Source organism: Chromohalobacter israelensis DSM 3043, from assembly GCF_000055785.1.
GTDB classification, from domain to species: domain Bacteria; phylum Pseudomonadota; class Gammaproteobacteria; order Pseudomonadales; family Halomonadaceae; genus Chromohalobacter; species Chromohalobacter israelensis.
The window spans coordinates 644,040-664,519 of sequence record NC_007963.1; the positions used below are offsets into that span (position 1 = coordinate 644,040).

Consider the following 20,480-nt stretch of genomic DNA (forward strand, 5'->3'; position numbering starts at 1 on the left):
AAAGTAGACGCTCTATGAACCCCAATTACCTGGACTTTGAACAGCCGATCGCCGAGCTGGAAGCCAAGATCGAAGAGCTGCGCCTGGTCGGTAACGACAGCGGAATCAGCTTAAGCGACGAGATCGGCAAGCTCGAAGACAAGAATCGCAAGCTCACCGAATCGATCTTTCGCGATCTCAGTGCCTGGCAGGTGTCGCAACTCTCGCGCCACCCGCAGCGCCCGTACATGCTCGATTACGTCGAGAGCCTGTTCAGCGATTTCGACGAGCTGCACGGCGATCGGAACTTCGCCGACGACGCCGCGATCGTGGGCGGCGTGGCGCGTCTCGACGACAAGCCGGTGATGCTCATCGGCCATCAGAAGGGACGCGACGTCAAGGAAAAGGTGCGCCGCAACTTCGGGATGCCGCGTCCGGAAGGCTATCGCAAGGCGTGCCGACTGATGGAGATGGCCGAGCGCTTCAAGATGCCGGTACTGACGTTCATCGACACCCCGGGTGCCTATCCCGGCATCGATGCCGAGGAGCGCGGCCAGAGCGAGGCGATCGCCTATAACCTGGCGGTCATGTCGCGCCTCAGGACCCCGATCGTCGCCACCGTCGTGGGCGAGGGCGGTTCCGGCGGGGCGCTGGCCATCGGCGTCTGCGACGAGCTGCAGATGCTGCAGTATTCCACCTATTCGGTGATCTCTCCCGAGGGCTGCGCCTCGATTCTGTGGAAGAGTGCCGAGAAGGCGTCCGAAGCCGCTCAGGCCATGGGCATTACCGCCGAACGCCTCAAGGAGCTGGGCTTCGTCGACACGCTGATCAAGGAGCCGTTGGGAGGTGCGCATCGCAACCCCCAGAAGATGGCCGGTCATATCAAGGACGCGCTGGGTGCCAGCCTCGAGCGACTGGAGTCCATGGAAATGGACGATCTGCTGTCGCGCCGTTACGAGCGCCTGATGAGTTATGGCGCGCCCCAATAACGCATCGTCCTCCCCCGACGCCCTTGTCGTTGACGCCCTGGCGATGACCTCGCCGGGGCGTTGCGTTTGGGTGGCCCTTTCCGGCGGACTGGATTCGTCGCTGCTGCTGACACTCGCAGTCGCCGCCTGCCGCCGCCATCCGCGACCGCTCTATGCGGTGCACGTCAATCACGGCCTGCAGGACGCCGCTGCCGACTTCGAGGCGCATGCGCGGTGGCTGTGCGGCCGTCTCGGGGTGCCGTTGTTCGTGGAGCGCGCCAGGGTCGAGCGCGGTGCACGGGGACTCGAAGCTCACGCCCGCGATGCTCGGCTGGCGGCCTTTGCCAGGCGCGTCGCGCCGGGCGAGACGCTATTGCTTGCCCAGCACGCCGACGACCAGGCGGAGACCCTGTTGCTGGCGGGACTGCGAGGCAGCGGCTTGCGCGGCATGGCCGCCATGCCCGAAAGGCGCGAATGGCAGGGGCGTGTCATGGTCCGGCCCTGGCTGTCCGTGACGCGGGCGGCGCTCGCGCGCGAGGCCGAGGCGCGCGGCCTGCGCTGGATCGACGATCCGAGCAACGCCGACGAACGCTTCGACCGCAACTATCTGCGGCGTAGCGTCATGCCGGCGCTGGCGTCACGCTGGCCGGAGGCGGCGACGTCGCTGTCACGCACCGCCGAGCAGCTGGGCGAGAGCGATGCGTTACTGGAAGAGCTGGCGGGGGAAACCTTGCAGGCCCTGGGCGGCGACGCCGCCTGCTTGCCGGTGGCGGATCTCCTGGCGCTGTCCCGCCCACGCCAGCGGCTTCTCGTGCGCCACGCCTGTCGGCAACTCTCTCTGCCCACGCCGCCGCGGGCGCGTCTCGAGAGCCTGCTCGAACAGCTCGAGGCGCGCGGCGACGCACAGATCCATGTCGACTGGCCGGGCGGGGAAGCCCGGCGCTGGCAAGGGCACCTCCATCTGCTGGCGCCGCGCGAGCCTGTCGATGTCGACTGGCAAGCCGTGTGGGATGGCGTCACTCCTCTGGAAACGCCGTCGGGCCCTCTGGACTGGCAGCTGGTAGCCGAGTCGCCGCGTGATGTCCGTCTCACGCTGGGCCGGCGACGGGGCGGCGAGACGCTGCGCGTGGCGGGACGCGGCCGGCGCGACGTCAAGCGGCTTCTGCAGGAAGCCGGGATTCCCCCCTGGCAGCGCGAACGCGTATGGCTGGTCTGGGAGGGCGAGACCCTGGTCGGGGTACTGGGCATCGCCGCCGCCGAGGGCTGGCGGCTGCGGGCGATGCCGACTAGCGGCTGAGCTCGAGCCGAAACCCGGCGTTGCGCTGATAGAGCGCTTCCTGTTCCAGGTCGGCGCTCAGCAGGGGCTGATCGCTGGCCTGGTCGAGGTCCACGTAGAGGGTCTCGCCATCGGCTCGCAGCGTCACATCGCGGGGCGGCTGCTCGGGGCGTGAGTGGTTGAGGGCCACCGCCAGGCGCAGCAGGCGTGCCAGCCGTGCGTAGGTGGTACGCGCGGCGGCCGGGAGGGCGTCGAGCTCCTTGCCGGGAAACTTGCGGCGATGCGCACGCACCAGGAAGGCCAGGGCCTGCTGCTCGGGGCGCGAGAACCCGGCCAGGTCGGAGTTCTCCAGCAGGTAGGCGCCATGCCGGTGGAACTGGCTGTGGGAAATCGCCAGGCCAATCTCATGCAGTTCGGCGCCCCACGCCAGAAACTGGCATTGTTCCTGACTCAGCGACCAGTGATCGGCGACTTGTGTGACCAGATGGTCGGCGGTGGCCCGCACGTTGTTGGCCTGGCGGGCGTCCACGTCGAAGCGTCGGCGCAGGGTGAGCAGGGCCGCCGCGCGGGAGTCCTCGGTGGTGTTGCGGCCGAGGAGGTCGTAGAGCACGCCTTCGCGCAGGGCGCCGTCGGAGTAGCGCATGCGTTCCAGGTCGAAGGCCTCGAAGATGGCACACAGGATTGCCACGCCGGCCGGGAATACCCGTGCCCGGTCGCTCTTGAGCCCCTCCATGGCGACCTTGTCGAGCTTCTTGCACTTCAGCAGCCGGCCGCGCAGGTTCTTCAGCCCCTGACGCGTGATCATGCCTTCCGGCGCATCGCCGCTTGCGGCCTGCACGGCGGCGATGGCCTTGATGGTACCGCTGGACCCCACCGGGTCCTGCCAGCCAAGCTCCTGGTAGGGACGGCGAATGTTGGCCAGCTCGGAAAGCGCGGCGAGCTCGGCCGCGCGAAAGGCCTTTTCGCTGATGTCGCCGTTGGCGAAGAAACGCTGCGTATAGGCCACGCAGCCCATGTGCAGACTTTCCAGCGCCAGCGGTTCGAAGCGCTCGCCGATGATGAGCTCGGTGGAGCCGCCGCCGATGTCGACGATGAGTCGTCGTCCATGCACCTCGGCCAGTGCATGCGCGGCCCCCAGGTAGATCAGGCGGGCTTCCTCGCGACCGGCAATGATCTCGATGGGGTGGCCGATCAAGGCCTCGGCGCGGTCGATCAGTGCCTGGCGGTTGCGCGCTGCGCGCAGGGCGTTGGTTCCCACGATGCGGACATCGCTGGCCGCGAGTCCGCTCAGATACGGCGCGAAGCGTTCCAGGCAGTCCAGGGCGCGCTGCATGGCGTCGTCATCGAGCCGCTCGTCTTCGTCGAGCCCCGCTGCCAGCTGCACTTTCTCGCCCAGTTTGGCGACGACCTGCAGCTGGCCGGCATAATGATTGGCGACCAGCAGGTGGAAGCTATTCGATCCCAGGTCGATGGCGGCGAGACGTCGGGGAGCCGGGTAGCGACTGCTCATGCGAGGGTCCTTTGCACAGTAATGGAGCAAGGTTGCGGGGCTGTCCGGTGCTTGTCAATTACCGCCATGTGGCGTTCGATGACAGAATACGACACAAGAGAGGGCCGACATGAGCGAGCGATTGATCGAGGTCACGGACGACACCTTCGAGGAGCGAGTCCTGGAGCCCCAGACGCCCGTCCTGGTGGCGTTCGTGGCCGCCTGGTGCGCGCCCTGTCGGGAGCTGCGGTCGCGTTTGTCCGCCCTGGCTGCCGCCCGCGACGCCCTGCAGGTGGCATTGTGCGACGTGGACCTCAACCCGGCCACGGCGGACAAGTACGGCGTACGGGGCATGCCGACCCTGGTCCTGTTCGTCGGCGCGAGCATGGAAAGTTCGCGGGTGGGGGCATTGTCCACGACACAACTCGAAGGCTGGCTCGATGCGCAACTGACGTCTTGAACCGTTGCATGCCGTGCGGTCGCGCCGGCAGGGAGCCGAAGGGGCTTGCGTTTGCCTGTCGGCTTGACTACCATCGGGTTGTTCGCCTGTTCCGAATGCTTCCTGACCGTCACGCGGCAACGCCGTCGCGGTCCTTCAAGTCGTCAGATCGCCCCAAGTATTCTTGTCTCGCCAAGCCTTCCATCAGGAGCTGGGCATGGCGTCAGGCGACGCGAACCGATCTCTCAATGCCATTTTTTCGCTTACCCCTCGCGCGGCGATGCCTTGATGCATGAATGCGACGAGTGGAAAGGATTTCCTGGGGCCCTCTGAACGCACCGCGCGGCGCACAACCGCCTCCTGTCTTTTGTCCGGCAATCCCATTGCCTCGCCGACACGAGCAATCTCTGACGAAACCGATGAATCTTACCGAACTCAAGCAAAAAACCGTTCCCGAACTGCTGGATATTGCCCGGGAAATGGGCATCGACAATCTGGCGCGTTCGCGTAAACAAGACATCATCTTTGCCATTCTCAAGAAGCACGCGAAAAGTGGCGAAGATATCTATGGCGATGGGGTGCTGGAAATCCTGCAGGACGGCTTCGGCTTTCTGCGCAGTGCCGATAGCTCCTATCTGGCCGGCCCCGACGATATCTATGTCTCGCCGTCGCAGATTCGCCGTTTCAACCTGCGCAAGGGCGACAGCATCGCCGGCAAGATCCGGCCGCCGAAGGAAGGGGAGCGCTATTTCGCGCTGCTCAAGGTCAACGAGATCAACTTCGATCGGCCGGAAAACGCCAAGCACAAGATCCTGTTCGAGAACCTGACGCCGCTGTTCCCTCAGGAACGCATGGTGATGGAGATCGGCAACGGTTCGACCGAGGATCTGACCTCGCGGGTGATCGACCTCACATCGCCCATCGGCAAGGGCCAGCGTGGCCTGATCGTCTCGCCCCCCAAGGCGGGCAAGACGCTGATGCTGCAGAACATCGCCACGTCCATCACGCGCAACAACCCCGAGTGTCACCTGATCGTGCTGCTGATCGACGAGCGGCCCGAGGAGGTCACCGAGATGTCGCGCACCGTGCGTGGCGAAGTGGTGGCCTCGACCTTCGACGAGCCGCCCGCGCGTCACGTTCAGGTCGCCGAGATGGTCATCGAGAAAGCCAAGCGCCTGGTCGAGCACAAGCGCGACGTGGTGGTGCTGCTCGATTCCATCACGCGCCTGGCGCGCGCCTACAACACCGTGGTGCCGTCGTCCGGCAAGGTGCTGACCGGCGGTGTCGACGCGCATGCGCTCGAGAAGCCCAAGCGTTTCTTCGGGGCCGCGCGCAACATCGAGGAAGGCGGCAGCCTGACCATCATCGCCACGGCGCTGGTGGACACCGGTTCCAAGATGGACGAGGTCATCTTCGAGGAGTTCAAGGGGACCGGCAACATGGAAGCGCACCTCGACCGCAAGCTGGCCGAGAAGCGCGTCTATCCGGCGCTCAACATCCGCCGCTCCGGCACGCGTCGCGAGGACCTCATCGCCTCCGAGGAAGAAATGCAGCGCATGTGGATCCTGCGCAAGCTGCTCAATCCGATGGACGACGTGGCGGCGACGGAGTTTCTGATCGATCGTCTGAAGGATACCAAGACGAATATCGAATTCTTCGAGGCCATGAAAAGGCGTTGATTCTGGCCTGCTGCGCTCGGCAACACGGCGTTGAACTCCGGTTCGCCATGCTCATGTACTAAAGTACACCCCGCTGGCTCGCCGGAGTTCGCCTTGTTTTGCCTTCGCTCGCTGCGGCCAGCTCTCAACGCTTGATAATATGCTGAGGCGAGTGGCGCCCAGGGATGGAGTCATAGCGCCTTCGGAAGGCCTGCCCCGGCTGACGCGTGCAAGATATCGCCGGGCTGAAGGTCGATGGGCGGTCAATGAAAGGGGCGGCATGTTATGCTGCCCTTTTTCGCGTTCTGGCACGGAAAACCACATGAAGTATCGGGACTTGCGCGATTTCATCGCGGCGCTGGAAGCACGTGGCGAGCTCACGCGGGTGACGGCGGAGGTCGATCCCTACCTGGAGATCACCGAAATCTGCGACCGCACCCTGCGGGCCGGGGGGCCGGCGTTGCTGTTCGAGAACGTCAAGGGCCACGCCATGCCGTTGCTGGGCAACCTGTTCGGCACGCCGGAGCGGGTCGCGCTGGGCATGGGCCAGGACTCGACCGCCGCGCTGCGCGAGGTCGGCGAGCTGCTGGCGTTTCTCAAGGAGCCGGAGCCGCCCAAGGGCTTTCGCGATGCCTGGGAAAAGCTGCCGATCTTCAAGCAGGCGATGAGCATGGGGCCCAAGACGCTGCGCAAGGCGCCCTGTCAGGAAGTGATCCTGGAAGGCGACGACGTCGACCTCGACCGCCTGCCGATCCAGCATTGCTGGCCGGGCGACGTGGCGCCGCTGGTGACCTGGTCGCTGGTGGTGACCAAAGGGCCGAACAAGACGCGCCAGAACCTGGGGATATACCGCCAGCAGAAGCTGGGCAAGAACCGCCTGATCATGCGCTGGCTCTCGCACCGCGGCGGCGCGCTCGACTTCCAGGAATGGCAGAGTGCGCATCCCGGCGAGCCGTTTCCGGTCGCCGTCGCACTGGGCGCCGATCCGGCGACCATCCTGGGCGCGGTGACGCCGGTACCCGACAACCTCTCCGAGTACGCGTTCGCGGGGCTGCTGCGCGGATCACGCACCGAGCTGGTCAAGTGCGGGCATGCCGATCTCGAGGTGCCGGCGTCCAGCGAGATCGTCCTCGAGGGCTACATCTACCCTGATGACACCGCTCCCGAAGGCCCCTACGGCGACCATACCGGCTATTACAACGAGGTCGAGACCTTCCCGGTGTTCACTGTCGAGCGGATCACCCATCGCCGCGATCCGATCTATCATTCGACCTATACCGGGCGTCCGCCGGACGAGCCCGCCATTCTGGGGTTGGCGCTCAACGAAGTGTTCGTGCCGATCCTGCGCAAGCAATTCCCCGAAATCGTCGATTTCTACCTGCCCCCGGAAGGCTGCTCCTATCGCATGGCGGTGGTGACCATGAAAAAGCAGTATCCGGGGCACGCCAAGCGCGTGATGATGGGCGTATGGAGCTTCCTGCGCCAGTTCATGTACACCAAGTTCGTGATCGTCCTCGACGACGATGTCGACGCGCGCAACTGGGAGGACGTGATCTGGGCGATCACGACCCGCATGGACCCGGCACGCGACACGGTGATGGTCGAAAACACCCCCATCGATTATCTCGACTTCGCCTCGCCGACCGCGGGGCTGGGCTCGAAGATGGGGCTCGACGCGACGACCAAATGGGCGGGCGAGACCCAGCGCGAGTGGGGGACCCCCATCGTCATGGACGAGGCCGTCAAGCGGCGCGTCGATGAGCGCTGGGGGGAATACGGCATCGCCACGCCGCCACCGCCACCCCGCCATTCGCCCCCGAGCGACGAACGAGGACACGATGACGTCTAAGACACTGACCTGCCAAGTCACGTCGGTCGAGGATCTGACGCCCGACGTATTCCGCGTCCATTTGACGGGACGCCGCGAAGCCATTGCGCATGCGCCGGGGCAGTACCTGGAACTCAAGCTTGATGAGCAAACCTGGGTACCGTTTTCCATCGCCAACGCGCATGCCGATGACGGGGTCATCGAGCTGCACGTGCAGCACTGGCCGGAGCGCAGCAATTCGGCCCGCCTGCGCGAATTGCTGGTGCACGCCGCGCGACTGACGGTGCGTCTGCCCAATGGTGGCTGCGTGCTCGATACCCGCAGTCGGCGTCCCTTGACGCTGATCGCCGCCGGGACGGGATTCGCCCAGATGAAGGCGATCGTCGAGGCGGCGCTGGCCAACGATCACCCGGGGCCGATTCGGCTGTGGTGGGCAGTCAAGTCGCCCCGTGACCTGTACCTGGAAAGTCTGGCGCTCGAATGGGCCGCCACGCATCCCCACCTCGACGTGCATACCGTGGTCGAGGACAGCGAGCCCGCGCTGAGCGCGCCGGCCGGCGTGACGCGGCACATCGGCCGCATCGACGAGGTGCTTGCCGAGTGCCACGGCGACATCTCCGGCGACGATGTCTACCTGTCCGGCTCGCCGGGCATGGTGTACGCCTGCATCGACACTCTGGCCCCGCTGGGGCTCGACCCCGAGCGAGTGTTTTCCGATGTCTTCGCCTATGCGCCGCGCGTACCGTTGATCCCCCTGCCGGAAGAGGTTAGCGAAAAAGCCCCGCTGTCACCCGGGGAGCGTCGTGCGGAGGATGATGCATGAGCCAGTCGCCGATTCTCGTGACCGGGGGCGCCCAGCGCCTCGGGCGTCATTGCGTGGAGCGTCTGCTCGACGATGGCCAGCCGGTGATATTGAGCTACCGGCGCGAGCGCGAGGCACTGGACGCCTTGCGCCAGCGTGGTGCCGTGACCCTGCAGGCGGATTTCTCGAGCGAAGCAGGCATCCTCGACTTCATCGCCCGCCTGAAGGCACAGACGTCGTCGCTGCGCGCCATCGTCCACAACGCCAGCGACTGGGCGCCGGACAGTCTCGGCGATGACGCCGGCGCCAATTTCGAACGGTTGTTCCGCGTGCACATGCAGGCGCCGTACCTGATCAACCTGCATGCTCGTGAATTGCTCGACGCCTGCCAGGAGCCCCAGCGCGACATCATCCACATGACCGATTACGTCAGTCAGAAGGGGTCGCGCAAGCATGCCGCCTACGCGGCGACCAAGGCGGGACTGGACAATCTGACCCTGTCCTTCGCGGCGATGTACGCGCCGAGCATCCAGGTCAATGCCATCGCGCCAGCCCTGATCATGCTCAACGAAGGTGACGACGAGGCCTATGCCGAGAAGGCCAAGGCCAAGTCGCTGATGGCCAAGGTGCCGGGGCCGGGCGTGATCTATCAGACGCTGCGTTATCTGCTCGACAACGATTTCGTGACCGGTGCGATCCTGCCCGTGGACGGCGGGCGGCACTTGCGCTGAGGGGCATCGGCCGGCGTGCACTTGTCAAATGACGACAGCCGTGTAGGATGAGGCCATGTTCTGGAGTCAACCCATGCCAATAGCATCATTCACCTCGAACGCGCGTCCCCAACCGGCCCCCGTGGCCGGGAATGCGGCGTGCGCGAGTGTCGGCTTCGGCTATTGGTATTGGTTTAGCACCGGCGTGCCCGGCGCTCAGGTCTGATGGCCTGACACGCCGCGAGGCACGCCCAACCCCGGGTTGCCTCCTGCGTCTTAGAACCCCCGGTCGGCAACCCGACCGGGGGTTCTTGCGTTTAATCCACCCAACATTGATGAACGACACGGGAGCGAAACATGATCGAGTTCGGCGGCACATGGCAAGGCAAGGGCACACTATATTATTGGCGATTTAGCGACGAACGGTCGGCCCCAGTTGCCACCTCCGACCGTGACACGCTGGGTGGCGTCCGCCGAACACGAAGTTCCGCTGTCCGCCCGTGACGGACAGCCCAGCCAAGAGACTCGACATGAACGCACCCTTGACGATGCCCCAACACCCCGACGCCACCGCGTCGCCCTCGCACCACCCATTGCCCACGCCGGGTGAGCTCAAGCAGCGCATACCGCTGGCCCCGGCCCTCGAAGCCCGCATCGCGCAACAGCGCGACGCCGTCCAGGCGGTCCTCGACGGACGGGATGATCGCCTTCTGGTGGTCGTCGGCCCTTGCTCGATCCATGACCCGCAGGCGGCATTGGCGTATGCCGAGAAGCTCAGCGAGCTTGCCGCGCGTCTCGACGATCGCCTGCTGATGGTGATGCGCGTCTACATCGAGAAGCCGCGTACCACCGTGGGCTGGAAAGGCCTGGCCTACGATCCCCATCTGGATGGCAGCGACGACATGGCACATGGCCTGGAAGTGTCGCGGCGCCTGATGCGCGACATCGCCGCCCTGGGCATGCCCGTGGCCACCGAGTTGCTGCATCCGATGACGGCACCTTACCTCGAGGATCTGCTCAGTTGGGTCGCCATCGGCGCACGTACCACCGAATCCCAGGTGCATCGCGAACTGGCCAGTGGCCTGCAGGCCGCGGTGGGATTCAAGAACGGCACCGATGGCAGCGTCGACGTGGCCATCGCCGCGATGCAGTCGGCCGCGCATCCGCATCGTCATTTCGCCATCGACGATGCCGGGCGTCCGGCGATGCGCGAGACCCGGGGCAATCCGCATACCCATGTCGTGCTGCGTGGCGGTCACGGCAAGCCGAACTACGATGCGGCTTCGATGCGCGCCTGTCGGCTGGATCTGCAGGCGGCCGGTATCACGCCGCGTTTGATGGTCGATTGCAGCCATGCCAATTCGCGCAAGGATCACCGCCGCCAGACCGAGGTCATGCTGGATGTGCTCGAACAGCGCTTGGCCGGCAATCACGACGTGATCGGCGTCATGCTCGAAAGCTATTTGCACGAGGGCAAGCAGCCGCTCAAGCTGGGCGCGTTGCGCTATGGCGTCTCCGTCACCGATGCCTGCCTGGGCTGGGAAGCGACCGAGCACTTGCTCACGCTGGCCGCCGAGCGGCTGGGCGGTGTCGCGCGTTGACCGTGTCCCGGCTTCATGGCGTTGTCACATGGCGCGGCTAGGGTAGTGCCTCACAGGAGCTTCGTGATGCGACCCCGAGCGGTCGCCGGCCCGTGAGGAGAGACCATGAGCAAGGAAATCGAAACCCAGCGCAATTTCAATCCCGGCACCAACGAACCGTTCTCGTCGGTGCTGGCTCGACATGTCTCGCGACGCGACATCATGCGGGGAGGCCTGAGTCTGGCCGCTCTGGGCATGTTGGGCGGCATCGGCGGGCTCAACCTCGCCAATGCCCAGGAAAGCGGGAGCGGCAAGACGCCGCTGGCCCTGGCGTTCGAGTCGCTGCGCGGCTCGCGCACCGATGCCGTGGTGGTGCCCGAGGGCTATACCGCTCAGGTCCTGGTCCCCTGGGGAACGCCGCTGAACGGCGCGGCGGCGGAGTGGAAGCACGACATGCGCATGACCGCCGAGGCGCAGGCCGAGCGCGTGGGCATGCATCACGATGGCATGCATGCCTTTGCGCTCGATGCGGACAATGCCTCGCGGGATTTCCTGCTCGCCCTCAACAACGAATACATCGATCAGGCGGCATTGTGGGCGCCGCAGGGCGGGCCGACGAATGCCGACAGCGGCAGGCGGCCGGCCGATGAGGTGCGCACCGAGATCAACGCGCACGGGATCACCCTGGTCAGGGTACGCAAGGACGCCGAGGGGCGCTGGACGCATGTGCCGGACGATGCCCGCAACCGGCGCTTCACCAGTGCCACGCCGATGGAGCTGGCGGGCCCCGTGGCCGGCAGCGATTACGTCAGGACGCGTTATTCCCCGGAAGGCACGCATACACGCGGCACCAACAACAACTGTGCCAACGGGTATACCCCATGGGGCACCTACCTGACCTGCGAGGAAAACTGGCCGGAGGTGTTCGTCAATACCGGCGAGCGCCACGCCGACGATGCGCGCCTGGGGCTGCCCACCGAGCGCGGGCGCTACGGCTGGGAGACCGCGGCCGGCAGCGAGGGCGAGCGCGACGACGAGTTCGCGCGATTCGATGTCACCCCGCGTGGCAACGGGCCGCGGGACGACTATCGCAACGAGACGCGCACCTTCGGCTATATCGTGGAGATCGATCCGTACGATGGCCAGTCCCGCGCCGTGAAGCGCACCGCGCTGGGACGCTTTCGCCACGAGGGCTGCTGGCCGGGCAAGCTGGTCGCCGGCGAGCCGGTCGTCTTCTATTCCGGGCATGACGCCCGCAACGAGTACATCTACAAGTTCGTGTCCGACGCCAAGTGGGACCCGGCGGATGCCAACCGCCCCGGCGAGGCATATGACCGTCTCGCGCTGGGCGCCAAGTACATGGACGAGGGAACGCTTTACGTGGCGCGTTTCGATGCCGATGGCGGCGGGGAATGGCTGGCGCTCGAGCCGGACACGCGCGTGGCGGACGGCCGCACGCTGGCCGAGGCCTTGTCGCTGGCGGAAGACGACCGCGCGGGCGTCATCGTGCATACCTGCGACGCCGCCGACCTGCTCGGCGCGACACCCATGGACCGTCCCGAGTGGGGGACCGTGGACCCGAGCTCCGGCGAGGTCTACATGACGTTGACCAACAATTCCCGGCGCACCGAGGCCGATTCGGCACCGACCTTCACCAATGAAGGCGACGCCATCGAGGCGGCAGGCGTGGGTTATGCCACGGCCCCTGCCAATGCCGCCAACCCGCGCGCCGACAACGAGGCGGGGCAGGTGATCCGCTGGCGGGAGCGGGGCGACGACGCCACCCGTTTCGACTGGGAGGTGTTCGTGTTCGGCGCCGCCGCAGACGATGCCGACAACCTGTCGGGGCTGACCGAGCGCAACCAGTTCGCCAGCCCCGATGGCCTGTGGTACGACGATCGCGGTGACGGCCAGGGCATTCTGTGGATCGAGACCGACAATGGCTACGACGGTGTCGCCGAGCAGACCAACGACCAGGTGCTGGCGGTGGTACCGGCGGCTCTGTCACGCGAGAGCGGCCAGGCGTCGGTGGTGGGGGCCGCCAACCAGCAGCAACTCAAGCGGTTTGCGGTGGGCCCCAACGATTGCGAGGTGACCGGCATCTTCGCCACGCCGGACAAGACGGCGCTGTTCATCAACATCCAGCATCCCGGCAATTGGCCGGCGGATCCCGATGCGGTGACGCAGGATGCCACGAAGGTTGCCGCCGGTAGCGTGCGCCCGCGGGCCGCCACGGTCGTGATCCAGAAAGCCGACGGTGGGCAGATCGGCGTGTAGCTGAAGGCTTGAGGCGACAAGACAACCCCTCCGAGGTCATGCCTCGGAGGGGTTGGCGTTTCCGGGGAGTGGATTCCGCAAGCTGTCGACGAGCGTCGACTCAGGACTTGGCCGCGTAGGCGTAGAGCAATGTCTCCTGGGCGCTGATGGGCTCGGCGTCACCGGCATCGAGCAGTTGATAGCGGCCGTCGCTGAGCAGCTCCCAGCTCTGGCAGTTGTCCACCAGGTAGGTGGCCAGGTCCTTGCGCACCCGTTGGGCGATCTTCTTGTCGAGGAGCGGGAAGCAGGTCTCCACGCGGCGGAACATGTTGCGCTCCATGAAGTCGGCACTGGAGCACCAGGTCTCGGGCTTGCCGCCGTTGTGAAAGTGAAACACCCGCGTGTGTTCCAGAAAGCGGCCGATGATCGAGCGCACCCGGATGTTCTCGGAGACGCCCTCGACCCCGGGGCGCAGGCAGCACATGCCACGAATGATCAGATCGCACTGCACGCCGGCGCGCGAGGCGCGGTAGAGCGCGCGAATCAACTGCGGCTCGGTCAGCGAGTTGCACTTGATGATCAGCTGCGCCTTGTGACCTTTTTCGGCCTGACGCGCTTCGCGATCGATCATGGCCACCAGGCGGTCATGCAGCACGAAGGGCGCATGCAGCAGGGTGTCGATCTGGCGCGGCTTGCCCATCCCCGAGAGTTGCTGGAAGACCATGTGCACGTCTTCACAGAGCGTTTCGTTGGCGGTGAGCAGGCTGTAGTCGGTATACAGCTTGGCGGTCTTGGAGTGGTAGTTGCCGGTGCCCAGGTGCGCGTAATAGCGCAAGGCGCCGCGTTCGCGGCGTACCACATGGAGCATCTTGGCATGCGTCTTGTAGGCCATGACCCCGTAGATGACGATGGCGCCGGCTTCTTGCAGGCGCGAGGCCAGTGCCAGGTTGTCGGCCTCGTCGAAACGGGCGCGCAACTCGATGACCACGGTGACTTCCTTGCCGTTGCGCGCCGCATTGACCAGGGCGCCGACGATGGGCGAGTCCGCGCCGGTCCGGTAGAGGGTCTGCTTGATCGCCAGCACGTCGGGATCGTCGGCCGCCTCTTGAAGCCAGTCCTCGATCAGCGAGAAGGACTGGAAAGGATGATGCAGCAAGATGTCGCTCTGGGCGATCTGGGTGAACAGGCTGACATCGCTCTTCACCTGACGCGGCAACCCCGGCGTGAAGGTGCGATACAGCAGGTCGGGGCGGTCGACGTCGCTGAGTACCGACATCAAGCGCGTCAGATTGACGGGGCCGGAAACGCGGTACAGGTCCGCCTCGTCGAGTTCGAACTGGGTCAGCAGGAAACGCGAGAGTTGATCGGGGCAGTTGTCGGCGACTTCCAGACGCACGCCGCTGCCGTAGCGCCGCGCCAGCAGCTCGCCGCGCAGTGCCGAGGCCAGGTCCGAGACGTCCTCGGGGTCGACGGCCAGATCGGCGTTGCGCGTCAGGCGGAACTGGTAGCAGCCACGCACTTCCATGCCGGGGAAGACCTCCTGGGCATGGGCGTGGATCATCGAGGAGAGAAACACGTACTCGGTGTAGCCGGATTCGCACAGCTCGCTCGGCAGGCGCATCAAGCGTGGCAGCGAGCGCGGCGCGGGCAGGATGGCCATGCCCCCCTCGCGACCGAAGGCGTCGGTGCCCTCGAGCTCGACGATGAAGTTCAGGCTCTTGTTGACCAGGCGCGGGAAGGGGTGCGAGGGGTCGAGGCCGATGGGACTGATCACCGGCATGATCTCTTCGGCGAAATACTCGCGCACCCATGCGGCCTGCGCCTCGGTCCACTGCGTGCGGCGTCGGAAGCGCAGCCCCTGCTCCTCGAGGGCCGGGATCAACGTCTCGTTGAGAATATGGTATTGGCGTTCGACCTGCTCATGCGTGATGCGCGAGATTTCGGCCAGTACCTGGCGTGGCGGCAGGCCGTCGGCACCGCTTTCCTCGCGCGACAGGGCAATCTGATGCTTGAGCCCGGCCACCCGAATTTCGAAGAACTCATCCAGGTTGGAGGAAAAGATCAGCAGAAACATCAACCGATTGAGCAGTGGATGCGAAGGGTCCAGGGCCTGCTCGAGCACGCGGATATTGAACTGCAGATGCGACAGCTCGCGGTTGAAATACAGCGACGGATCGTCGAGATCGGCTTCGGGAGACGGCGTGGGCTTGGCGTGAATCCCCGTGCGCGTCCGATTGACGCGCAGCGGCGGTGCCTCGCCGGTGTCCTGGGAGGCGGCGTTTTCCGTGCCGATCGGCACATCGGAAGAGCGCGTATCATCCATCTGGGGTCCCCGTCATCGCTACTGATATACCGCTGATGGGCGAGCATGTCACGTGCGTGTGACAGGCGCATGACAAGTGTTGCTCAATGTATTCAGTCTAGGCGGTCGGCAGCGGCGCGTCCCGCACGACCCGTCGCGTCAGGTGTCTGCCTCGGGATCGTGACGACGGCGTCTGACCAGGCGGCCGAAAAGAATGCCGACCTCGAAGAGCAGCCACATGGGAATCGCCAGGAGGCTTTGCGAGACGACGTCGGGGGGCGTCATCATCATGCCGATGACGAAGCAGCCGACGATGACGTAGGGACGCTTCTTGCTCAGGCTCTCGACGCTGGTGGCACCGGTCCAGATCATCAGGAAGGTGGCGATGGGAATCTCGAATGCCGCTCCGAAGGCGAAGAACAGCTTGAGCACGAAGTTGAGGTATTGATTGATATCGGTCATGACCGCGACGTTTTCCGGCCCGGTGTGCACGAAGAAGTCGAACAGCAGCGGAAAGACCACGAAATAGGCGAAGGCCACACCGGCGTAGAACAGCAGGATGCTGGAGGCGAGCAGCGGAAAGGCCAGGGCCTTTTCGTGCCGGTAGAGGCCCGGGGCGACGAACGCCCAGGCCTGGTACAGCACGAACGGCACGGCAATGAACAATGCCGCGAACAGCGTCAGCTTGAAGGGCGCCAGGAACGGCGATGCCACTTCGGTGGCGATCATCTGGGAGCCCGCCGGCAGCAGCGCCATCAGCGGGTCGGCCACGAAGCTGTAGATATCGTTGGAAAACGCGTACAGCGCCGCGAAGATGGCCAGGATGAGCACCACCGCCTTGACCAGCCGCGAACGTAGCTCGATCAGGTGTTCGATCAGGGGCGCCTGGGGCTGCTGCTCCGGTTCGCGCGGCGGTGTCTCGCTCATGGTGCGTTGGAATCCTTGGCGGAGGGGGCCGCCGGGGGCTCGGGCGTTTCCCGCGAGGCGGCGGTCGATGGCGGAGTCTCGTCAGTGTCGTCGGCGGAACGAGCTGCCGTGGGCGTCGTCCGCGAGGGGGGCGGTTGGCCACCACGAGAGGACGGCGCATCGCCGTGCCGTTCGACTTCGTCACGGACCTTGCCGAGACCGGCGTCAAGCTTGCGTTGCTGCTCGTTGAGCTTCTGGCGCAGCTCTTCGGCTTCGAGTTGCGCGGAAATCTCCCGCTGCATGCCGGAGACCGTACGTTTGATCTTGCCGACCCACAGGCCCACCGTGCGCGCCGCCGTGGGCAGTCGTTCGGGCCCCAGTACCAACAGGGCCACGACGCCGATGAGCATCAGCTCGAGAAAGCCCATATCGAACATGGTGGCTTACTTCCGCTCGGATTTTTCGTCGGCTCCGGACGACTGCGTCGCCTTCGACGAGGTGTCCAGGGGCTCCTCGTTGGTATCGTGGGCGACGCGGTGCTGAGCGGTTTCCTCGCCGTCCTGCTTCTTCTGCTCTTCCTCGCCGACCGCGCTCTTGAAGCCCTTGACGGCGCCTCCCAGATCGCTGCCGAGATTGCGCAGCTTCTTGGTTCCGAAGATCAGGATGACGATGCCGAGAACGATCAGCAGTTGCCAGATACTGATTCCACCTAACATGGGAGCTCTCCTTCATGCTCGGGAACGGCCGAGCCGATTAGCGTGATTGTCGTGCCGCCTTCTCGTCCAGGCCGGAGACGCCGAAGCGACGGGCCAGCTCGTCCAGCACGGCTTGGTGATCGATGTCCAGATGCGACAGCATCACCAGGCTATGAAACCACAGGTCGGCCGTTTCGGCGACCACTGCCTGACGTGTCGCGTCGTCGCCATGTTCGGCATCCTTGGCGGCCAGCAGGGTCTCGGTGGCTTCCTCGCCGACTTTTTCCAGGATCTTGTTGAGTCCCTTGGCGTGAAGCTTGGCGACATAGGAGCTCTCGGGGTCGGCATGGCGGCGTGCGGCCAGGACGTCCGCAAGCTGGGCAAGCGTATCACTCATGATGTGACGGTCTCGTTATCGTATGGCGATGGATGGATGATAAGCAAGATGGCGCGTGATGCCGTGGTGCGTCAACGCCAGGCGATCAGTAGCAGACCGAGCGCGGCGGCGGCGAGCACCGGCCAGGGCTGGGATTGCGACCACTCCCACAGCGGTTGCCAGGCCAGGGCCAGGGCCAGCAACAAGGCGCCGAAGCGCAAGCGCCGCGCCCGTGCGCCGGTCCCGCGCAGCCGGCGCCGCAAGGCATTGAGGGTCTCGGTCTGCTGGCGATGCTGGCGGTGGCTGTCTTCGCTGCGCGCGAGCGCCTGATGTGCCAGCACCGGCAGCTCGGGCAATTGCCGCGAAAGTTCCGGGGCATGCTTGGTCAGCGCGTCCCAGAAACCACGGGGCCCTGCGCGCTCCTTCATCCAGCGTTCCAGATAGGGCTTGGCGGTGCTCCACAGGTCCAGGTCCGGATAGAGCTGGCGACCCAGTCCCTCGATGTTGAGCAGGGTTTTCTGCAGCAGCACCAGTTGCGGCTGAACCTCCATGTTGAAGCGTCGCGCGGTCTGGAAGAGTCCCAGCAGGACCTGGCCGAAGGAAATGTCCTTGAGCGGCTTTTCGAGGATCGGCTCGCAGACGGCGCGAATGGCGGCGGCGAATTCATTGGCGCGGGTATCTTCTCCGACCCAGCCCGATTCGATGTGCAGCACGGCCACTTCGTAGTAGTCCTGGCGAAAGAAGGCGAGCAGGTTGCGGGCCAGATAGTCCTGGTCCTCGCGGGTCAGGCTGCCGACGATCCCGCAGTCGATGGCGATGTACTGCGGATCGTGAGGGTTCTCGGCCGACACGAAGATGTTGCCGGGGTGCATGTCGGCGTGGAAGAAATTGTCGCGGAACACCTGGGTGAAGAAGATCTCCACGCCGCGCTCGGCGAGGCGACGCAGGTCGATGCCGGCCGCTGTCAAGGCTTCGAGATCGGCGACCGGAATGCCATGGATGCGCTCCTGCACCATCACGCGCTTGCGCGTCAGCGGCCAATGGATCGACGGCGCGTAGAGCAGCGGCGAGTCGCGGAAGTTGCGCTTGAGCTGCGAGGTGTTGGCAGCCTCCTTGTGCAGATCGAGCTCGTCGAAGAGGGTCGCTTCGTAGTCGGCGACCACTTCGACGGGGCGCAGGCGTCGCGCCTCGGGAACGCGCTTGAGCAGGTGCGCGAAGGTGTACAGCAGACCGATGTCCTTGCGCATCACGCCGTCGATGTTGGGACGGATGATCTTGACCACGACATCCTCGCCGCTGTGCAGGCGCGCGCCATGCACCTGGGCGATGGAGGCGGAGGCCAAGGGATCGCGAGTGAACTCGGCGAAGGCGACGTCGATGTCCACACCGAGCTCTTCCTCGACCAGGGCGCAGGCCTGATCGCCGGGAAAGGGCGGTACCTGATCCTGCAGACGCTTGAGCTCGTCGGCGATGTCGGGTGGCAGCAGGTCGCGACGCGTGGAGAGCATCTGGCCGAACTTGACGAAGATCGGGCCGAGCGCCTCGAGGGCCAGACGCAGACGCTTGCCCCGGGTATGCGGGCCGGTGGGAAGCAGGCGTAGCGGCGAGAGCTTCATCGAGAACCGCAGCACGCCGGGCAGACGCTCCACGGGAATCAGGGTGTCGAGGCGGAAGCGCGCGACCACCCAGGCGATACGAAACAGCCGCAAGCTCACGACGCGTGCTCCTCCTGTCGGCGGCATTCGATCTCGCGCACGAGTCGCGCCAGGCGCGCTTCGACGCGGTCGGTGGCAAGCTCCAGCTGCGTCAGGTGCTCGCGCGCGATATCCCATTGGGTGCGGCTGGGCAGAAGGCGAGCTTCCTCGATGAGGTACTCGTGAACGTCACGGCGCAGCTCGTCGCGGGTGCGCAGACCGAAGCGGTTCAGTCGTCGCAGTCCCTGTGACAAGCTGTGCGCCGGCATGTCGCCCAGCCAGCGAGCCAGCTCGCCCTCCCAGTCGATCTCCAGGTCGCTCAGCAAGTCGCTGGCGCGCTCGAGCACGTGCGTGCGACCGCGCACCGAGAGGCGTCCGGCGAACAGCAGCGATTCGACGCGCTCGCCACCGAGCAACGCGCCCAGGGTTTCGACATCCAGCTCGACGACCACGTCGCTGTCGGCCTCTTCGGGCTCGTGCTGGGCAAGCAAGGTGACGCCATGGGTGTCGAAGTGTACCAACACGGCCAGCGACGGCCGTTCCAGGCGCAGCGACAGACGCTGGCCGGCCAGTTGCGCCAGGCGCGCGGGGGAGGCGGGGTCGTGCGCGAGAAGGCCGTTGATCAGGGTTTCCGCACTGGCCAGCAAGGCGCTGAACATCACCGGCATGACAGCCTCATAGTTTGATGCCGCGGTGGAGGGCCACGATGCCCCCGGTCATGTTGGTGTACTCGACACGTTCCAGCCCGGCGTTTTCCATCATCGCCTTGAGCGTTTCCTGGTCGGGGTGCATGCGAATCGACTCGGCCAGATAGCGGTAGCTGTCGCCGTCGCTGGCAACCCATTCGCCCATTCGCGGCAGGACCCGGAAGGAGTACTCGTCGTAAAGGCGCGACAGGGCGGCGCTCGAGGGCTTGGAAAACTCCAGCACCAGCAGTCGTCCGCCGGGTTTCAGCACGCGCGCCATGGAGCGCAGGGCGGCATCCTTGTCGGTGACGTTGCGCAGGCCGAAAGCGATGGTGATGCAGTCGAAGCTGTTGTCGGCGAAGGGCAGCGCCTCGGCGTTGGCCTGCACGTATTCGACGTTGTCGCCGACGCCGTTGTCGAGCAGCTTGTCGCGCCCCACGCGCAGCATCGAGCCATTGATGTCGGCGAGCACCACACGACCCCGGGAGCCGACCAGACGCGAGAACTTCAGCGCCAGGTCACCGGTGCCGCCGGCGATGTCGAGGACATGGTGGCCGGGGCGAACGCCGGCGCGTTCCAGCGTCAGACGCTTCCAGACGCGATGCACCCCGAACGACATGAGGTCGTTCATGACATCGTAGCGGGCGGCGACGGAGTGAAAGACCTGCGCCACTCGGTCGGCCTTCTCGTCGACCGGGACTTCCTGGTACCCGAAGTGGGTCGTGCGCTTGTCCATGACCTTTCCTTGGGCAGGCGTGCAGTGCCCGCGCGGTGCGTGGAAGTGGGTCTCGCATTGTAACGTCGGCCCCGGCGTTTGTCGCCACGGCCGACGTGTC

18 protein-coding genes are annotated in these 20,480 nt (G+C 65.5%); 9 read left to right on the plus strand and 9 right to left on the minus strand.

Annotated features, from left to right (window positions below; translation table 11 throughout):
* Positions 1-14: 14 nt before the first annotated feature.
* The gene (locus tag CSAL_RS02995) at positions 15-968 is read left to right on the plus strand and encodes an acetyl-CoA carboxylase carboxyltransferase subunit alpha (protein ID WP_011505887.1); all 954 of its coding nucleotides are present in this window, start codon (positions 15-17) and stop codon (positions 966-968) included.
* Positions 952-2,244: a tRNA lysidine(34) synthetase TilS gene (tilS, locus tag CSAL_RS03000; protein ID WP_011505888.1), complete on the plus strand. Its 1,293-nt coding sequence runs from the start codon at positions 952-954 to the stop codon at positions 2,242-2,244. Before CSAL_RS02995 ends, tilS begins: the two co-directional genes overlap by 17 nt.
* Here the strand turns inward: tilS and ppx are convergent.
* Positions 2,234-3,733: an exopolyphosphatase gene (gene ppx, locus CSAL_RS03005; protein ID WP_011505889.1), complete on the minus strand. Its 1,500-nt coding sequence runs from the start codon at positions 3,731-3,733 to the stop codon at positions 2,234-2,236. The genes tilS and ppx overlap by 11 nt on opposite strands.
* A 109-nt stretch (positions 3,734-3,842) precedes the next feature.
* Here ppx and CSAL_RS03010 point away from each other — a divergent pair, with 109 nt between their 5' ends.
* From CSAL_RS03010 to CSAL_RS03040, 7 genes are all read left to right on the plus strand, one after another.
* Positions 3,843-4,172 carry a thioredoxin family protein gene (locus CSAL_RS03010; RefSeq protein ID WP_011505890.1) on the plus strand — a complete coding sequence of 110 codons (330 nt, stop codon included), beginning with the start codon at positions 3,843-3,845 and terminating at the stop codon, positions 4,170-4,172.
* Between the two features lie 398 nt (positions 4,173-4,570).
* Positions 4,571-5,830, plus strand: coding sequence for a transcription termination factor Rho (gene rho / locus CSAL_RS03015; RefSeq protein ID WP_011505892.1), 1,260 nt, complete (start codon positions 4,571-4,573; stop codon positions 5,828-5,830).
* Positions 5,831-6,131: 301 nt separating this feature from the next.
* Positions 6,132-7,658, plus strand: coding sequence for a 4-hydroxy-3-polyprenylbenzoate decarboxylase (ubiD, locus tag CSAL_RS03020; RefSeq protein WP_035414511.1), 1,527 nt, complete (start codon positions 6,132-6,134; stop codon positions 7,656-7,658).
* On the plus strand, positions 7,648-8,460 hold the full coding sequence (locus tag CSAL_RS03025) for an NAD(P)H-flavin reductase (protein ID WP_011505894.1): 813 nt from the start codon (positions 7,648-7,650) through the stop codon (positions 8,458-8,460). The genes ubiD and CSAL_RS03025 overlap by 11 nt, the downstream gene beginning before the upstream one ends.
* The gene (gene folM, locus CSAL_RS03030; protein WP_011505895.1) at positions 8,457-9,170 is read left to right on the plus strand and encodes a dihydromonapterin reductase; all 714 of its coding nucleotides are present in this window, start codon (positions 8,457-8,459) and stop codon (positions 9,168-9,170) included. The genes CSAL_RS03025 and folM overlap by 4 nt, the downstream gene beginning before the upstream one ends.
* A 509-nt stretch (positions 9,171-9,679) precedes the next feature.
* On the plus strand, positions 9,680-10,750 hold the full coding sequence (locus CSAL_RS03035) for a 3-deoxy-7-phosphoheptulonate synthase (RefSeq protein ID WP_011505896.1): 1,071 nt from the start codon (positions 9,680-9,682) through the stop codon (positions 10,748-10,750).
* A 105-nt stretch (positions 10,751-10,855) separates the two neighbouring features.
* Positions 10,856-13,006, plus strand: a complete 2,151-nt coding sequence (locus tag CSAL_RS03040) for a PhoX family protein (protein ID WP_011505897.1) — start codon at positions 10,856-10,858, stop codon at positions 13,004-13,006.
* Positions 13,007-13,106: 100 nt separating this feature from the next.
* Here CSAL_RS03040 and ppk1 read toward each other — a convergent pair whose 3' ends face one another.
* The 8 genes from ppk1 to ubiE form a co-directional block, all read right to left on the minus strand.
* Positions 13,107-15,308: a polyphosphate kinase 1 gene (gene ppk1, locus CSAL_RS03045; RefSeq protein WP_011505898.1), complete on the minus strand. Its 2,202-nt coding sequence runs from the start codon at positions 15,306-15,308 to the stop codon at positions 13,107-13,109.
* A 138-nt stretch (positions 15,309-15,446) separates the two neighbouring features.
* Positions 15,447-16,214, minus strand: a complete 768-nt coding sequence (tatC, locus tag CSAL_RS03050) for a twin-arginine translocase subunit TatC (protein WP_011505899.1) — start codon at positions 16,212-16,214, stop codon at positions 15,447-15,449.
* The gene (gene tatB / locus CSAL_RS03055; protein ID WP_011505900.1) at positions 16,211-16,630 is read right to left on the minus strand and encodes a Sec-independent protein translocase protein TatB; all 420 of its coding nucleotides are present in this window, start codon (positions 16,628-16,630) and stop codon (positions 16,211-16,213) included. Before tatB ends, tatC begins: the two co-directional genes overlap by 4 nt.
* Positions 16,631-16,636: 6 nt before the next feature.
* Complete coding sequence (gene tatA / locus CSAL_RS03060) at positions 16,637-16,909, minus strand: Sec-independent protein translocase subunit TatA (RefSeq protein ID WP_011505901.1); 273 nt, start codon at positions 16,907-16,909, stop codon at positions 16,637-16,639.
* A gap of 37 nt (positions 16,910-16,946) precedes the next feature.
* Positions 16,947-17,285, minus strand: a complete 339-nt coding sequence (locus CSAL_RS03065) for a phosphoribosyl-ATP diphosphatase (protein ID WP_011505902.1) — start codon at positions 17,283-17,285, stop codon at positions 16,947-16,949.
* A gap of 71 nt (positions 17,286-17,356) precedes the next feature.
* Complete coding sequence (gene ubiB, locus CSAL_RS03070) at positions 17,357-18,979, minus strand: ubiquinone biosynthesis regulatory protein kinase UbiB (RefSeq protein WP_011505903.1); 1,623 nt, start codon at positions 18,977-18,979, stop codon at positions 17,357-17,359.
* On the minus strand, positions 18,976-19,626 hold the full coding sequence (locus CSAL_RS03075; RefSeq protein ID WP_011505904.1) for a ubiquinone biosynthesis accessory factor UbiJ: 651 nt from the start codon (positions 19,624-19,626) through the stop codon (positions 18,976-18,978). Before CSAL_RS03075 ends, ubiB begins: the two co-directional genes overlap by 4 nt.
* Before the next feature lie 7 nt (positions 19,627-19,633).
* Positions 19,634-20,380 carry a bifunctional demethylmenaquinone methyltransferase/2-methoxy-6-polyprenyl-1,4-benzoquinol methylase UbiE gene (ubiE, locus tag CSAL_RS03080; protein ID WP_011505905.1) on the minus strand — a complete coding sequence of 249 codons (747 nt, stop codon included), beginning with the start codon at positions 20,378-20,380 and terminating at the stop codon, positions 19,634-19,636.
* Positions 20,381-20,480: the final 100 nt, after the last annotated feature.

What these genes read in the sequence shown, in the direction of transcription:
- CSAL_RS02995 (WP_011505887.1), top strand. Translation starts at nt 15, where the DNA reads ATGAACCCCAATTACCTGGACTTTGAACAGCCGATCGCCGAGCTGGAA.
- tilS (WP_011505888.1), top strand. Translation starts at nt 952, where the DNA reads ATGGCGCGCCCCAATAACGCATCGTCCTCCCCCGACGCCCTTGTCGTT.
- ppx (WP_011505889.1), bottom strand. Translation starts at nt 3,733, where the DNA reads ATGAGCAGTCGCTACCCGGCTCCCCGACGTCTCGCCGCCATCGACCTG.
- CSAL_RS03010 (WP_011505890.1), top strand. Translation starts at nt 3,843, where the DNA reads ATGAGCGAGCGATTGATCGAGGTCACGGACGACACCTTCGAGGAGCGA.
- rho (WP_011505892.1), top strand. Translation starts at nt 4,571, where the DNA reads ATGAATCTTACCGAACTCAAGCAAAAAACCGTTCCCGAACTGCTGGAT.
- ubiD (WP_035414511.1), top strand. Translation starts at nt 6,132, where the DNA reads ATGAAGTATCGGGACTTGCGCGATTTCATCGCGGCGCTGGAAGCACGT.
- CSAL_RS03025 (WP_011505894.1), top strand. Translation starts at nt 7,648, where the DNA reads ATGACGTCTAAGACACTGACCTGCCAAGTCACGTCGGTCGAGGATCTG.
- folM (WP_011505895.1), top strand. Translation starts at nt 8,457, where the DNA reads ATGAGCCAGTCGCCGATTCTCGTGACCGGGGGCGCCCAGCGCCTCGGG.
- CSAL_RS03035 (WP_011505896.1), top strand. Translation starts at nt 9,680, where the DNA reads ATGAACGCACCCTTGACGATGCCCCAACACCCCGACGCCACCGCGTCG.
- CSAL_RS03040 (WP_011505897.1), top strand. Translation starts at nt 10,856, where the DNA reads ATGAGCAAGGAAATCGAAACCCAGCGCAATTTCAATCCCGGCACCAAC.
- ppk1 (WP_011505898.1), bottom strand. Translation starts at nt 15,308, where the DNA reads ATGGATGATACGCGCTCTTCCGATGTGCCGATCGGCACGGAAAACGCC.
- tatC (WP_011505899.1), bottom strand. Translation starts at nt 16,214, where the DNA reads ATGAGCGAGACACCGCCGCGCGAACCGGAGCAGCAGCCCCAGGCGCCC.
- tatB (WP_011505900.1), bottom strand. Translation starts at nt 16,630, where the DNA reads ATGTTCGATATGGGCTTTCTCGAGCTGATGCTCATCGGCGTCGTGGCC.
- tatA (WP_011505901.1), bottom strand. Translation starts at nt 16,909, where the DNA reads ATGTTAGGTGGAATCAGTATCTGGCAACTGCTGATCGTTCTCGGCATC.
- CSAL_RS03065 (WP_011505902.1), bottom strand. Translation starts at nt 17,285, where the DNA reads ATGAGTGATACGCTTGCCCAGCTTGCGGACGTCCTGGCCGCACGCCGC.
- CSAL_RS03075 (WP_011505904.1), bottom strand. Translation starts at nt 19,626, where the DNA reads ATGCCGGTGATGTTCAGCGCCTTGCTGGCCAGTGCGGAAACCCTGATC.
- ubiE (WP_011505905.1), bottom strand. Translation starts at nt 20,380, where the DNA reads ATGGACAAGCGCACGACCCACTTCGGGTACCAGGAAGTCCCGGTCGAC.